Here is a 15641-nt window from a genome sequence, read left to right as displayed (position 1 = left end):
TGTTTTACCAGACTGCCCGGAGAGGAACGGTCTCCGGGACAGCCCATGAGAAATTCTCGTGATCAGGCCGCGTTTTCCTGCAATGCCTGAGTCAGAATGGCCAGTCCCTGACGGAACTGGTCGGTCGGGATGGTCAGAGGGTACAGGAAGCGGATGACATTACCTTTTTGTCCGCAGGTCAGCAGAAGTAAACCGGCTTCCATGGCGGCCGCCTGCACCTTACGTGCAACCTCTGCCTGATGGAATTCAACGGCGACCATCGAGCCCAGACCACGAACTTCATTGATTGCCGGACAACGCGCCTGCAGCTCCTGCAGGCAACTGACCAGTTCACCGCCCAGTTGTTGTGAACGCTGACACAGTTGTTCTTCATCAATGGCATCCAGCACCGCATGTGCTGCTGCAATCGACAGCGGGTTACCGGCATAGGTACCGCCCAGTCCGCCCGGGTTCGGGGCATCCATGACTTCTGCACGGCCCGCAACGGCTGACAGCGGGAAGCCACCGGCCAGGCTTTTCGCCATCGTGATAATGTCAGGTTTAACATCGAAGTTTTCCATCGCAAACAGCGTACCGGTACGGGCAAACCCGGTTTGTACTTCATCGGCAATCAGCAGGATGCCATGTTTATCTGCCAGTTCGCGTAGCGCGGTCATAAAGGCGTTCGGCGCCACACGGAAGCCGCCCTCCCCCTGTACCGGCTCCAGTACGATAGCCGCCACGTTATGAGGCGCAATATCATAATGGAAGATATCGTCCAGACTGTTCAGGGCCTGCTCAACAGTGATCTCTTTCTCATCCGGGAAACGCCCGTGGAACACGGAAGGAACCATCGGACCGAAATCCTGTTTGTAAGGTGCCACTTTTCCGGTCATCGCCATTGTCATCATGGTACGACCATGGAACGCGCCGCCGAAGGTGATAACGCCATGACGGCCGGTATAGCTGCGGGCAATCTTCACTGCGTTTTCTACCGCTTCTGCACCGGTAGAGAAGAATGCCGTTTTTGCCGGGCCTTCCACCGGAACACGCTGGTTAATACGTTCAGCCAGAGAGATATAACTTTCGTAAGGCACAATTTGGAAAGCCGTGTGCGTGAATTTATCGAGCTGTTCTTTTACCGCCGCCACGACTTTCGGATGGCGATGCCCGGTATTCAGTACAGCGATACCGCCAGCAAAATCAATAACCTCACGTCCCTCGGTATCCCAGAGTGTGGCATTTTCGGCTTTGCTGGCATACCAGTCACACATGACAGCATTGCCACGTGGCAGCGCATTTTGCTTGCGTTGATTTAATGTATTTTTAGAATCGCTCATGGTGTTTCTGCCTCGTTAATCTGGCTGATGGACTTTTATTAATAAACTCCGTTTATTTATCCTGCCATTTGAGGTAGTTTCCAGAGCCATTCATCATCAAAATGAGGGAGCCAATTGCGGACACTCTACACCGACCACCTTCTGGAACGTTTACAGTTTGAGCAGCACGGCAGACTGCATCAGCGTGTCTTACGGGTCCTACAGCAGGCCATCATCGAGGGTGTCTTTCCGCCGGAAACACGTTTGCCTTCCACCCGGGATTTAGCAAAACAACTGGGTGTTTCACGTAATACCGTGATGACTGCCTATGACAGCTTACTGGCGGAAGGTTATGTCACCTCACGCACAGGAAGCGGGACACGGGTGGCCGCCACCCTGCCGGAATTCTGCCTGAACAGTGAAAAATCCGCAGAGCTCCCCCACTCCGCGCAGACATTGCCCCCCAGCCTTTCGTCACGCGGTGCCGCACTGCTCGGCTATGCCACCGCCTCCCCGTTTCAGTGGGGTGCTTTTGTGCCCGGGGCTCCGGATGTGACGGCATTCCCCCATAAAATACTGAGTAAAATTCAGGCGAAACTGCATCAGCAGCCGGAAATCGATCAGCTTATCTACAGTAACGGCGGCGGATGCCCGCACCTGCGGCAGGCGCTGGCGGATTATCTGCGGGTTGTCCGTTCCATTCGTGCCGATGCCGATCAGATAATCATTACAGAAGGGATCCATCAGGCCGTTGATCTGGTATCGAGGGTACTGAGTGATCAGAATGATCCGGTCTGGATAGAGGAACCGGGTTACTGGGGAACCCGTAACCTGTTGCGGATCAACGGACTGGATGTGCATCCGGTTCCGGTCGATGAAGAAGGGATGATCCCCGAGATCACCGCCCGCCATCCGGCCCCGAAAATGGTGTTTGTGACCCCTTCCCACCAGTACCCTCTGGGGGTTCACCTGAGCCTGAGTCGCCGGAAACACCTGCTGGCAATGGCACGCCGCCATCGTTTCTGGATAATCGAAGACGATTACGACAGTGAATTCCGTTTTTCGGGAAGCCCGTACCCTTCGCTGCAAGGCCTGGAAGACGATGCTCCGGTACTTTATATGGGAACCTTCAGCAAAACGCTCTATCCTGCACTGCGTATCGGTTATCTGGTGGTCCCAAAAAGTCTGCAACAGCCCCTGCGCACGGCAGCAGCAGAGTTATATCGCGGTGGCCATTTAATTATCCAGCGGGCAGTATCGGAATTTATCAGCCAGGGCCATTATGCAGCACATATCCGCCGTATGCGTCTGCTCTACAGTCAGCGGCGGCGGTTTCTGCTGGGGCTTATCCAGCGGTATCTTGGCGAAGCCTTTATGCCCCCCTATAACCATGATGCAGGGTTGCATCTGGTACTGAGGTTACCGGATAAAAGTGATGATGTTGCCATTGCCCGCGAAGCGCTGAGTAAAGGTGTCAGCGTGCGGCCATTGTCGCAATATTATATGCAACGTCAGAAAAAACGCGGGTTATTACTGGGATATGCCTGTGTTAACGAGCAGCAGATCTTCACGGCTTTTAATCTGCTGAGACAATGTCTGATCAATGCCGGACTTTGTCGTGTGCGCCCTGCGTCACAGAGCGATAGCTAAAAAAATACCCTGTCTGAAAAGACAGGGTATTGTTCAGATTAACGGCGGTTACGCCATACGGTCTGAATATTACAGAACTCGTGCAGTCCGAAATGGTTTAACTCACGGCCATAACCACTTTTCTTCACTCCACCGATAGTCACCCGTGGATCTGAAGCACCGTAACCGTTAATAAAGACTGCACCGGTTTCCAGAGTGAGCGCGAAATGATCCGCCACGGTTTCATCCGCCGTCCATACCGTCGCACTCAGACCAAATTCACTGTTGTTAGCCAGTTCCAGTGCATGATCGGCATCTTTTGCAGTGATCAGCGCCGCCACAGGACCAAAGATTTCCTGGCGGAACGCCGTCATTGACTCGCTGACATCGGCCAGGATGGTCGGCGCATAATAGTTACCGGCACCTTCGATTTTCTCACCACCACAGACCAGACGGGCACCCTGCTTCAGGGTTTCAACGACCTGATTATGCAGTTCATCACGCAGATCGTAGCGTGCCATTGGCCCCAGGTAGTTCGCTTCATCCAGCGGATCACCCATTTTCAGCGCCTGTACGGCGGCCAGGAAGCGGGCTTCAAATTCGGCCGCCACCGGCGCTTCAATAATAAAGCGCTTCGCTGCCATGCAGACCTGTCCGGTATTCTGATAACGACCCGCGACGGCTGCTTTCACCGCTTCATCCAGATCCGCATCGGCCAGCACAATAAACGGATCGGACCCGCCCAGTTCCAGCACCGTTTTCTTCAGCGCAGCCCCTGCCTGTGTAGCAATCGCTGCACCCGCACCGACACTACCGGTCACTGCCACGGCGGCAACTCGCGGGTCTTTGATCAGTGCTGAGACACCCTCATTCGTGACATTCAGTAATTCAAATGTCCCTTCCGGGAAGCCCACGGTGTTCATCACATCCTGCAGTAACAATGCACATCCCATGACGTTCGGCGCATGTTTCAGGACATAGGTGTTCCCGGCCAGCAGCATTCCGGCGGCTCCGCGCAGTACCTGCCAGTAAGGGAAGTTCCACGGCATAACCGCCAGGATCACGCCCAGCGGACGAAATTCCTGCCAGGCTTGCTGATTTTCAACCTGGGTCGGCTGAGCCGCCAGTACCGCCGGGCCATTGTCCGCATACCATTCACACACCTGCGCACATTTGTTCACTTCAGCACGCGCCTGCGCGATCGGCTTGCCCATTTCCAGGGTCATCATTTCCGCCAGTTCATCACAACGTTCACGCAGACGAACCGCCAGTGTCCGTAACACTTCAACGCGGTCTTCCATTGAAGTAACCCGCCACTCTTTCAGCGCGGTAGTGCTGCGCTGCAGGCTGCTTTCAATAGCATCGCCGTCCTGAAACGGATAACGGGCGATTTCTTCACCGGTAGTGGGGTTCAGAGATAAAGCATAATCAGTCATAAGGGATCCTTGCTGCAATGTCAGGGAGAATGGAGACACCATACGCCGGGTGAATGATGATTAAAAATGAATATTTATAACGAAGTTGCTCACAAATTAAGAAAGGGAGCTGCGGCGCGTTGAAGAGGAACTGCGGTGGATCATAGGGTGACTCCCGCCCTGTCTGCCGGGTTCGTCTGTGGCTTCAATGTCAGCACGTTCACCTCAAAATTCAATCATAAAGAGTCTCTGTTGATTATAATCGACACTTCTACAGGGTGATATAAATCAGATTTTCCCTATGATGAAAATAACCGTTAGCTGGTCCGACCGGCGCAGAGACATGCTTTTTCTGCCGCTGCCGGTCAGGCCGTTAAAAGCCCCTGTCAGGGCCACGGCTCACGGTGATGCTCCTCTTCCGGCGGTGGCTGTACGGCAGCCTTCTCACCCTCCGGGGCGTCTGTTGTGTCATTTTCTGTCTCGTCGTCTTCCGGCGTATTGACCATCGTATTCTGAATATCTTCTTCATCCAGCGTCGGGTTCAACGCAGCGGCCAGTGGTGAACTTACCAGACCATCGGTCAGCGGAACGTGCGGAACCTGACTTTCCTGCAGCGCGACCGGAACCGGTGATCTGAACCAGGTCAGCCCGATAATGACCACACCACAACATGCAAAAAACAGATATAACATATTGCCGCCCAGAGGCTGCATCACTGCACCGGTCAGCAGCGGTCCGATACTGGCTCCGATACCATAAGACATCAGCAGGCACGCGGTCAGGGAGACACGACGCTCAGCCACAATCCGGTCATTAGCCATCGCCACCGCCAGCGGATATAACGCAAACTGCATCATACTGACGACAAAGGAGATGCCGAGAATAGTGATAAAACTGAGATGTTTCAGGAACGCCAGCGGCAGCGAGGTGATGAGAAACAAAATCGCAATAAAAAACAACAGGTGTCCGCGATCATAACGGTCGGATAACCAGCTCAGTGGAAACTGAGTCACCAGTCCGGCAAAAATAGTGACCGCCATAAAGGTACCGGTCTGTGAAGTCGACAGCGCCATCTGGTTAGCGTAGACCGGAGCCATACCATAGAACGCTCCGACCACCATCCCGGTGACCAGCGTAATGATCAGGATCTTCGGAATTTTCTTCAGAAAATACCCCAGTTCCAGCGGAGCAGGCGACATCGGCTGCACTTTTGTTCGGGTGGTCAGCGCAATAGGGACCAGGCACAGGGCAAAACAGAGGGCGACTATCAGTAGCGGTAGCATCCCGAAACCGGTTTCCAGCGACAGAATAATCTGCCCGGCAGAGAGCCCCAGGTAAGTCGCCACCATATAAAAACCAAAAATAACGCCACGCTGATCAGACTCAGCCTGATCATTCAGCCAGCTTTCCAAAACCATATACTGGCTCATCATGCATAACCCGATGATAAAACGCAGCACAATCCAGACCGGGACATAACTACTCAGCCCATGGCCTATCACTGACGCAGTAATAATCCCCGCGCAGGCGACATAGGCGCGGATATGTCCCACGCGGGCAATCAGGTTATGTCCAATCTTACCGCCGACCACCAGCCCGACATAGTTTGCCGCAGTGATCAGACCGATGACCGTACCGCTCACATTTTCATGGGCCAGCCGTAACGAAACATAGGTCGTCAGCAGGCCGGAGCCCAGCAGCATCAGAAGTGTCGTGGTGTAAAGGGGCAGAAAGGTATTAAGGATTTTTTGCATTACATCTCCCTGAGTGCAATTCACAGGATGCGATAACGCCGGAAACATGCTGACCGGGGCCGCTCCCCGGCCCCGCAGATAATGGCAGAGGGTGTTCCTCTGCCGGGTCAATCCCCCTTATAAATGCGGAAAATTGATATGATTTCCAGGCGCTTCCCGGTGTAAATGGATAAAGTTCAGGTGGCGTTCATATTGATCAAGGATATCAATGATCACCTGCTCTTTACTGTAGTCCATTAAATCGTTGCCCTGGCTTCCTTCAAGCAAAAAAGTTTCCAACCGGTAGTAACTGGACTTACCGCTCCGTGCCCGATAGGTGAAGCCGGGAACCGAATATTTCTGCGGCCAGATCTCATACACAAAGTTTTGCTCTTCACCCAGGTTCACCTTCAGTGAGAGGTGCCCCAGATCGTCATCTCCTTCCGGCAGCAGGTTCTCCGAGGCCACCTGTGCACCGCGTAATTCAAGCTCTTTCGCCACTTCCTGCATCGCAGGCCAGCAGGTCTGCTCAAGCATTTCACGGGTATACCCGGTGCCCGGATAGTTCATCAATCGGGAAAGCCGTTTTTTCCAGCTACGGCGGTCATGAGCCGTGGCCAGATAAGGCGCAGTGTCACGGCTGGCACTGACACGGCGATAATCCTCAACTTTCAGCGACTTATACAGCCCTGCCATCACAAAGAAAATAACAAAACTGAACGGTAATCCCATAATCACGGTGGTGCTTTGCAGCGCCGAGATCCCGTTAGCCATCAGCATCCCCAGAGTCAGTACCCCAATGACGACCGACCAGAAAATACGGATCCAGTTAGGCGCATCACTATTGATATCCTTCAGGCGTGAGGTGAAGTTCCCTAATACCAGTGCCCCCGAATCCGCCGACGTCACATAAAACAGTAAGCCGGTAATGGTGGCCACCGACGCACTAAAGGTAAAGGCCGGATATTGTGCCAGCAGGTTATAAAAACCGCGCTCAGGATGCTGCATTACATCGTTGGCGAAACTCAGATTACCGTGAATAATCTGGTAGAGAGCTGCATTTCCGAACACCGAAAGCCATAACAGCGTGAAGGCAAAGGGAATAATCAGGGTGCCGAGCACAAATTCCCGGATGGTACGGCCACGGGAGATACGCGCCAGAAACAGGCCGACAAACGGCGACCAGGCGACCCACCAGGCCCAGAAAAACAGGGTCCAGTTATTCATCCATTCGGTCGGACGATTAAAGGCAAAGGTGTTCAGCGTCATGCCCATAAAGCGGTTAATATAATCACCGACATTCAGCACCAGCGCATTGAGTAAAAATTCGGTATTGCCAAAAAATAGCACAAAGAGGATCAAGCCCAGTGCCAGCAGGACATTGAGTTCAGAGAGTAAGCGGATCCCTTTATCCACCCCGGAGGTCACTGAAATGGTCGCGATGATCACAGAAAGCACGATCAGGGCGGCTTTAGTGCTCAGGCTGTCCGGGATGTGAAATAACACATTCAGCCCGTAGTTCAGCTGTACGACGCCAATGCCCAAAGTGGTCGCAATCCCGAAAATAGTCCCCACCACCGCAGCAATATCAACCGTATGTCCGATAGGGCCATTCACCCGCTTACCGAATATCGGGTATAAGGCCGAACGGATGGTCAGAGGCAGGTTATAGCGGTAACTGAAGTAACCGAGTGCGATGCCCATCAGGGCATACATCGACCAGCCCGTCACCCCGTAATGGAATAATGTCCAGACCATCGACTGTCTGGCAGCTTCCAGAGTCTGCCCTGCCCCTTCCGGGGGCTGCATATACTGGGTGACCGGTTCTGCCACCGAGAAAAACATCAGGTCAATACCGATACCTGCGGCAAATAACATGGCAGCCCAGCTCGGTAAGCTGAATTCCGGTTTCGAGTGTTCCGGGCCAAGTTTAATGGCACCAAAGCGGGACACGGCCATAAACAGCACGAAGACAATATACAGGGTTGCGGCCAGCATGTAGTACCAGCCAAAGGTGGCGGATACCCAATTGACTGTCGTCTGAATGATCCTGGCTGAAGTCTCGCTGAAGAAAAACGTCATCAGCGAAAACAGCAGGATCAATCCTGCGGAGGTGTAAAACACCACCGGGTTGATTCTGTCTTTTCCTTCGGCGGGTGGGTGATTCATTCAATACCTCCGGGTTGAGCGATGTAAGACTGCAGGCGGGCCCGTTTATGTCGGGGAAGACTCAGAAGACACCAGCATAACGGGCTAAAAACATTCTCTGCGAAAATGTCCTGAAGCAGTTATTTATTCTGAGGTCAGGCCTTTTCTCCTGACCTTATACCTGCCGGACCGGCTAATCATAACAATTTCCTTTTTTATATTGAACATCCAATCAAAAAAAGATTTAATACCTCATAACAAAGTGTCGGGGAGTCAGCGGTATGCCTAAAGTAGGTATGCAACCCATTCGTCGGCGTCAGCTTATCGATGCCACACTGGAAACTATCAATGATGTCGGGCTGCATTACGCCACTATCGCGCAGATAGCGAAACGTGCAGGGGTTTCAACAGGGATCATCAGCCACTATTTCGGGGACAAAAACGGGCTGCTGGAAGCCACGATGCGTGACATTACTTCACAGCTTCGGACCGCTGTCCTCAGCCGGTTAAAGCAACAACCGGACGCCGATGCCAGTGTTCGTTTATCGGCGATCGTTGATGGTAACTTTGATGATACACAGTTACACAGTGCCGCAATGAAGGCCTGGCTCGATTTCTGGGCCAGCAGTATGCATCAGCCGATGCTGCACCGCTTACAGGTCGCCAGCAGCCAACGGCTGCTGTCGACACTGATTTCGGAATTTCGCCGTGAACTGCCCCGGGACAAGGCCAGAATTGCCGGGTATGGGCTATCAGCACTCATTGACGGGTTGTGGCTGCGTGCCGCACTGAGCGGAAAACCTTTCGATAAAGCCTCAGCGAAAGCGCTCACCACCCAATTCATCCGCCAGCAACTGGCGGACAAAAAATCAACTGACGGAGAATAAACTATGTCACGATTCGCAGAACAGTTACTGTACATCAACGGAGCCAGTGTGCCCGCACAGAGCGGTTCGACGTTTCAGACGGTGAACCCCGCCAATGGAGAAGTTCTTGCCACGGTCCATGAAGCCGGGCAGGAAGATGTGGAACTTGCAGTGGCGGCAGCGCGCCGGGGCCAGAAAATCTGGGCAGCGATGACGGCTGTCGAACGTTCACGTATTCTGCGCAAAGCCGTGGATCTGTTGCGTGAACGCAACGACGAGCTGGCCGCACTGGAAACCCTGGATACCGGGAAACCCCTGAGCGAAACACAGGCCGTCGATATCGTCACCGGGGCTGATGTACTGGAATATTATGCCGGCCTGGCCACCACGCTTGAAGGTCAGCAAATTCCGCTGCGTGATACCTCATTCGCCTACACCCGCCGTGAACCCCTGGGTGTGGTTGCCGGTATCGGTGCCTGGAACTATCCGATTCAGATTGCACTCTGGAAATCTGCCCCGGCCCTGGCCGCGGGTAATGCCATGATTTTCAAACCCAGTGAAGTCACCCCACTGACCGCCCTGAAACTGGCTGAAATCTATACTGAAGCCGGTGTGCCGGATGGCGTCTTCAACGTATTGCCGGGCACCGGTGCGATTACCGGCCAGGCGCTGACTGAACATCCGGGGATCGATAAAGTCTCCTTTACCGGAGGCGTGGTCAGTGGCCGTAAAGTCATGGCCAATGCTGCCGGCTCTACTCTGAAAGAAGTCACCATGGAACTGGGCGGAAAATCACCGCTGGTGATTTGTGACGATGCTGACCTGGATCTGGCCGCCGATATCGCCATGATGGCTAACTTTTACAGTTCCGGTCAGGTCTGTACCAACGGTACCCGTGTCTTTATTCCGTCGGCACTGAAAAAGGAATTTGAGCAAAAGATCATGACCCGCGTTGCCCGCATCCGTGCCGGTGATCCGCAGCAGCCGGACACTAACTTCGGACCGCTGGTCAGCTTTGCCCATCGCGATAATGTGCTGCGTTTCATCCGTTCCGGTATCGAAAGTGGCGCTACCTTACTGTGCGGGGGTGAAGCGCTGACGTCTCCGGGCTTTGCAGAGGGTGCCTGGGTTGCCCCTACCGTCTTTACCGATTGCACCGATGATATGGAAATTGTCCGTGAAGAGATCTTTGGTCCGGTGATGTCGATCCTGACTTATGAGGATGAAGAAGAAGTCATCCGCCGGGCCAATGATACCGATTTCGGTCTGGCCGCCGGTGTAGTGACACCGTCAATCAACCGGGCTCATCGCATTATCCACCAGCTGGAAGCCGGGATTTGCTGGATCAATACCTGGGGAGAATCCCCGGCAGAAATGCCGGTCGGTGGCTATAAACATTCAGGGATCGGCCGTGAAAACGGACAAATGACGCTGCAAAGTTATACCCGGGTGAAATCTGTTCAGGTCGAACTGGAAACCTTCCAGTCCGTATTTTAAACACTTAGCCTGAGGAATAATGATGGAATTTGATTATATTGTTATCGGTGCCGGCTCTGCCGGTAACGTACTGGCCACTCGTCTTACCGAAGACAGCAAGGTTAACGTCTTACTGCTGGAAGCGGGCGGCCCCGACTATCGTGCCGATTTCCGGACTCAGATGCCGGCGGCACTGGCCTATCCGCTACAGGGTAAGCGCTATAACTGGGCCTATGAAACCGACCCGGAACCCCATATGAATAATCGCCGCATGGAGTGCGGGCGAGGAAAAGGCCTCGGCGGATCCTCGCTGATCAACGGCATGTGCTATATCCGCGGTAACGCGATGGACCTGGAAAACTGGTCTAAAGCCCCGGGGCTGGAAAACTGGACCTATGCGGACTGCCTGCCCTACTACCGTAAGGCGGAAACCCGCGATATCGGCCCGAATGATTATCACGGTGGCGAAGGCCCGGTCAGTGTTGCAACGCCGAAAGCGGATAAAAACCCGTTATTCGACGCCATGGTTGAAGCCGGTGTGCAGGCCGGTTACCCGCGGACGGATGATCTGAATGGTTTTCAGCAGGAAGGTTTCGGTCCGATGGATCGCACCGTGACCAAAAACGGTCGCCGCTCCAGCACCGCACGCGGTTATCTGGATCAGGCCAAACAACGCAGTAACCTGACCATTGTGACCCATGCCACCACAGATCGTATTCTGTTCGAAGGTAAGCGGGCCATCGCCGTGGAATACCTGCAGGGTGATAACAAAACCCCTGTCCGTGCTACCGCACGCAAAGAAGTGCTGCTGTCCGCCGGCGCCATCGCTTCACCACAGATCCTGCAACGCTCCGGTGTCGGCCCTGCGGAGTTGCTGAAAAAATTCAATATTCCGGTCGTTCATGATTTACCCGGCGTCGGGGAAAATCTGCAGGACCACCTGGAAATGTATCTGCAATATGAATGTAAAGAACCGGTATCCCTGTATCCGGCACTGAAATGGTGGAATCAGCCAAAAATCGGTGCGGAGTGGATGTTTAACGGTACCGGTATCGGTGCCAGTAACCAGTTTGAGGCCGGCGGGTTTATCCGCAGCCGCGAAGAGTTCACCTGGCCGAACATCCAGTACCATTTCCTGCCGGTCGCGATCAACTACAACGGTACCAATGCCATTGAAGCCCATGGCTTCCAGTGTCATGTCGGATCTATGCGTTCACCGAGCCGTGGTCGTGTACAGCTGAAATCACGCGATCCTCATGAGCATCCGTCGATTCTGTTTAACTATATGTCCCATGAGCAGGACTGGCAGGAATTCCGTGACTGTATCCGCCTGACCCGTGAGATTATCAATCAGCCCGCGCTGGATAAATATCGCGGCAAAGAACTGAGCCCGGGCATGGACTGCCAGAGCGATGAACAGCTGGATGAGTTTGTGCGTAACCATGCGGAAACGGCTTACCACCCTTGCGGAACCTGTAAAATGGGTAACGATGAGATGGCGGTTGTTGATGCAGAAGGCCGTGTTCACGGGCTTCAGGGGCTGCGTGTCGTTGATGCCTCGATCATGCCTGAAATTGTTACAGGTAACCTGAACGCAACCACCATCATGATCGGCGAAAAGATGGCGGATATTATCCGGGGTCGTCAGCCACTGCCACGCAGTACCGCACCTTACTATATTGCGGGCGATGCCCCGGCACGTAAGGCTCCGGTACGTAAATAATCTGATAAAACATCTCCCCGGGGGCAGCCATGGCTGCCCCTTTTTTTGATCTTCTGTTCGCTTTCTCGTCAATTTTTGTCAGTTTCACCTCTTTTCAGCAATATTAATTTACATCCCTTTACCTGAAAAATGAAAACCGCCATAATGAGAATAATCATGATAATAATTCTCATTACATTTAACATTTGCGGAGATTTTTCGTTTGAAACCTGAACCTAATATTTCACCTGCTTTCCCTGTCTCAGGCACGCTGACTGTTTTTGCCAGTCTGTGTGTCGGCCTGTCTGCACCCGCGATGTCAGCCACCGGGACCGCGTTAACCGCCCCGGCCCCCGTCGCCACAAGTACAAAAAAAGCCGCGGCTCCGGCGGACGAGACTCTGGTAGTCAAAGGCGCCTTACCCTCGCTTTACCTGCCGCAGACACTGTCTGACCCTAAATTTACCCGCCCGCTGGCTGACACCACACGCACGGTCACAATCATCCCGCAACAGGTCATGCAGGAACAACACGCCACGACCCTGACCGACGCCCTGAAAAACGTGGCCGGTGCCGGTGCATTTTTTGCCGGAGAGAACGGCAGCACCTCGACCGGGGATACGATTTATATGCGCGGTATCGATACGTCGTCCAGCATCTATCTGGACGGTATCCGCGATATCAGCAGTACAACCCGCGACACCTTTAACACCGAGAGTGTTGAAGTCATTAAAGGTGCCTCCGGATCGGATTATGGCCGCAGTGCCCCTTCAGGCTCCATTAACCGGATTTCCAAACAGCCTCTGCCGGGGACATCTGTCGCAGGATCGGTGAGCTATGGTAGCGGTTCTGAACGACGCGCCACCGTCGACTATAACCAGATGATTAATGATACGACGGCTTTCCGTGTCAATATGATGGGCGATAAAGGCCACAGTAATACCCGTAACAATATCAGCCATGAAAAGTATGGTATTGCCCCCTCCATTGCTTTCGGACTGGATACGCCAACGCGGCTCTATCTGGACTATGAACATGTGCATCAGAACAATACCCCGGATGGCGGTATCCCGACGATCGGTCTGCCCGGCTATACCGCCCCGTCAGGCTTTGAGGCCCTGAACGGGAGCGGGAAAGTAAACACCCACAACTATTACGGCACTGACTCTGATTTTGATCATTCCGACAGTGATACCGCGACTCTGCGTTTCGAACATGACTTTTCCGATAGCACGACGCTGCGTAATACCACCCGCTGGTCAGAGACACGTCAGAAATATTTACTGACGTCGATTATGGGCGGAAACACCCAGATCACTACCCATGGGTCCGCCTCCGCGGGCGACTGGGACTGGGCAAGACTGATCAACACCAAAGATGCTCTGAATAAGATAGTCACTAACCAGACCAATCTGACCTCCCGTTTTAACACCGGCGACGTAAGTCACGATATCAGCACCGGGGTGGAAGTGACGCGTGAAACTCAGATCAACTACGGTGTGCAATCCCTGACTGCACCTGCCGTGAATATCTATCATCCTGACAGCGATGTCTCTATTGGCGGGCTGACACCGACCGGAGCCGATGCGCGGGGGACGACCGATACCTTTGGGGTCTATGCCTTTGATACCTTACAGGTCACGCCAGCGTTTGAACTGAATGGCGGTGTCCGTCTGGACAGTTACCGTACCCGTTATAGCGCCTTATCCGTCTGCGGCGGCACAGGACGCGGTGCTGTCAGTTGTCCGGCAGGTGTGGCGAGCGGTACCCCGGTATCGACGGTGGATACGGCTAAAAGCGGTAACCTGTTTAACTGGAAAGCCGGTGCGCTTTATCATCTGACCCCGCAGGGGAATGTCTATATTAACTATGGCGTTTCACAGCAACCTCCGGGTGGCAGTAACTTCCAGCTGGCCGAAAGCGGAAGCGGCAACAGTGCGAACCGTACCGACTTCCAGCCACAAAAAACGGCAACCGCAGAAGTCGGTACCAAGTGGAGCCTGTTTGATAATACTCTGTTGCTGAGCGGTGCCCTGTTCCGTACCGATATCCGCAATGAAGTGACTCAGGACCCGATTACGCTCGACTACGTCCAGACAGGGCGCAAGCGCGTTCAGGGTTACGAACTGACCGCGAATGGTAATCTGACCGATAAATGGCATGTTATGCTGGGGTATACCCTGCAAAATGCCGTCGTCAAAGAAGGCAGCACCGTCAGCAATGATGGCTCTTCTGCGCTGAGTTATACCCCGAAACATGCTTTCACCTCCTGGACGACTTATCAGTTGACCGATAAGCTGCTGGCCGGAGCCGGAGCCCGCTATGTGGGGAGTATGCACCGCGGGACTGATGGAGCAGCAGGGACGCCGGATAAAGTCGATAGTTACTGGGTCGCCGATGCCATGGCCGGTTACCGTGTGAACAGTAATCTGGACCTGCAACTGAACGTTTATAACGTCTTTAATACCCATTATGTGGCGTCCATTAATAAAAGCGGCTACCGGTACTTCCCGGGTGCAGAGCGCAGCTGGATGCTGACCGCCAACGTTCATTTCTAATCCCCGACATGCCGCAGCCTGGCTGCGGCATCTTTGCAGGAGCCTGTTTATGATGCAAAAAATCTCCGGCCTGCTCAGTCCGGAAGAAGTTATGCTGGTCCGTAACAAGCTGGCCGTCAGCCCCTGGATAGATGGCCGGGCCACCACCGGTCATCTGGGAGCGGAGGTAAAATCTAACCAGCAGGTCGACACCGCCAGCCAGGAATGGCAGGAATTACAACGCTATGTGCTGGATAAGCTTAACAGCCATCCGCAGTTTTTCTCAGCGACCCTGCCGGTCAATATTTCCAGCCCGCTGTTTAACCGTTACCGCGAAGGGGGCACCTATGGTTTTCATGTGGATGGCGCGGTGCGACGTGAAGGGAATGCCTGGCTGAGAACAGACATTTCGGCCACCTTATTTCTCTCTGACCCGGACAGTTATCAGGGCGGAGAACTGGTGATCAAGGACACCTACGGCGAGCATCGGGTCAGGTTGCCCGCGGGAGATATGCTGCTCTATCCTTCCGGCAGTTTGCATTGTGTCACGCCGGTCACGTCAGGCGAACGACTGGCTTCTTTTATGTGGATCCAGTCGATGATCCGCGATGAAAGCAAACGCGCAATGCTGATTTCTCTTGATGAAAACATCCGCGCACTGCAGCAAAACGCACAGGCCACGGAAGTCAGTGTTTCGTTACTGCACCTGTACCATAATCTGTTACGGGAGTGGACCGGGGAGTAATGCTTGCCGCGGGTCTGAAAAATGATTAACCCTGTGCGGAATCAAGCAGAATACTGTTGTCGCCTTTCGCTGCATGGTATGTTGTGCCTTTGT

General features: G+C 53.7%; 10 protein-coding genes. 6 read left to right on the top strand and 4 right to left on the bottom strand.

Going from position 1 to position 15641, the window contains the following annotated elements:
* Positions 1–62: 62 nt before the first annotated feature.
* Positions 63–1319, bottom strand: coding sequence for a 4-aminobutyrate--2-oxoglutarate transaminase (gene gabT / locus GTPT_RS05295; RefSeq protein WP_025901142.1), 1257 nt, complete (start codon positions 1317–1319; stop codon positions 63–65).
* A 114-nt stretch (positions 1320–1433) separates the two neighbouring features.
* On the opposite strand from gabT, the gene pdxR reads away from it, so the two are divergent.
* Positions 1434–2948, top strand: coding sequence for a MocR-like pyridoxine biosynthesis transcription factor PdxR (gene pdxR / locus GTPT_RS05290; RefSeq protein ID WP_081671428.1), 1515 nt, complete (start codon positions 1434–1436; stop codon positions 2946–2948).
* A gap of 38 nt (positions 2949–2986) precedes the next feature.
* Here pdxR and GTPT_RS05285 read toward each other — a convergent pair whose 3' ends face one another.
* From GTPT_RS05285 to GTPT_RS05275, 3 genes are all read right to left on the bottom strand, one after another.
* Positions 2987–4363, bottom strand: a complete 1377-nt coding sequence (locus GTPT_RS05285; RefSeq protein ID WP_025901140.1) for an aldehyde dehydrogenase family protein — start codon at positions 4361–4363, stop codon at positions 2987–2989.
* Positions 4364–4728: 365 nt separating this feature from the next.
* Positions 4729–6096: an MFS transporter gene (locus GTPT_RS05280; RefSeq protein WP_029989783.1), complete on the bottom strand. Its 1368-nt coding sequence runs from the start codon at positions 6094–6096 to the stop codon at positions 4729–4731.
* A gap of 117 nt (positions 6097–6213) precedes the next feature.
* Positions 6214–8244: a choline transporter gene (locus GTPT_RS05275; protein WP_025901138.1), complete on the bottom strand. Its 2031-nt coding sequence runs from the start codon at positions 8242–8244 to the stop codon at positions 6214–6216.
* A gap of 260 nt (positions 8245–8504) precedes the next feature.
* On the opposite strand from GTPT_RS05275, the gene betI reads away from it, so the two are divergent.
* From betI to GTPT_RS05250, 5 genes are all read left to right on the top strand, one after another.
* On the top strand, positions 8505–9110 hold the full coding sequence (gene betI / locus GTPT_RS05270; RefSeq protein ID WP_029989781.1) for a transcriptional regulator BetI: 606 nt from the start codon (positions 8505–8507) through the stop codon (positions 9108–9110).
* Positions 9111–9113: 3 nt separating this feature from the next.
* Positions 9114–10586 (top strand): betaine-aldehyde dehydrogenase, encoded by a 1473-nt coding sequence (gene betB, locus GTPT_RS05265; RefSeq protein WP_025901136.1) that lies wholly within the window; start codon positions 9114–9116, stop codon positions 10584–10586.
* 22 nt (positions 10587–10608) lie between these two features.
* Entirely contained in the window at positions 10609–12288 is a 1680-nt protein-coding gene (gene betA / locus GTPT_RS05260) for a choline dehydrogenase (RefSeq protein ID WP_025901135.1), read from the top strand.
* Between the two features lie 220 nt (positions 12289–12508).
* Positions 12509–14824, top strand: coding sequence for a catecholate siderophore receptor Fiu (locus tag GTPT_RS05255; protein WP_029989780.1), 2316 nt, complete (start codon positions 12509–12511; stop codon positions 14822–14824).
* A 49-nt stretch (positions 14825–14873) separates the two neighbouring features.
* Entirely contained in the window at positions 14874–15548 is a 675-nt protein-coding gene (locus GTPT_RS05250) for a Fe2+-dependent dioxygenase (protein WP_025901133.1), read from the top strand.
* Positions 15549–15641: the final 93 nt, after the last annotated feature.

The organism is Tatumella ptyseos ATCC 33301 (assembly GCF_000735525.1).
Lineage (GTDB): Bacteria > Pseudomonadota > Gammaproteobacteria > Enterobacterales > Enterobacteriaceae > Tatumella > Tatumella ptyseos.
Note: the sequence above shows the minus strand (reverse complement) of the source record. Positions and strands in the feature narration are given on the sequence as shown.

Bases quoted from the DNA above. Each gene is read 5' to 3' on its own strand.
- gabT (WP_025901142.1), bottom strand. From the start codon at position 1,319: ATGAGCGATTCTAAAAATACATTAAATCAACGCAAGCAAAATGCGCTG.
- GTPT_RS05285 (WP_025901140.1), bottom strand. From the start codon at position 4,363: ATGACTGATTATGCTTTATCTCTGAACCCCACTACCGGTGAAGAAATC.
- GTPT_RS05280 (WP_029989783.1), bottom strand. From the start codon at position 6,096: ATGCAAAAAATCCTTAATACCTTTCTGCCCCTTTACACCACGACACTT.
- GTPT_RS05275 (WP_025901138.1), bottom strand. From the start codon at position 8,244: ATGAATCACCCACCCGCCGAAGGAAAAGACAGAATCAACCCGGTGGTG.
- betI (WP_029989781.1), top strand. From the start codon at position 8,505: ATGCCTAAAGTAGGTATGCAACCCATTCGTCGGCGTCAGCTTATCGAT.
- betB (WP_025901136.1), top strand. From the start codon at position 9,114: ATGTCACGATTCGCAGAACAGTTACTGTACATCAACGGAGCCAGTGTG.
- betA (WP_025901135.1), top strand. From the start codon at position 10,609: ATGGAATTTGATTATATTGTTATCGGTGCCGGCTCTGCCGGTAACGTA.
- GTPT_RS05250 (WP_025901133.1), top strand. From the start codon at position 14,874: ATGATGCAAAAAATCTCCGGCCTGCTCAGTCCGGAAGAAGTTATGCTG.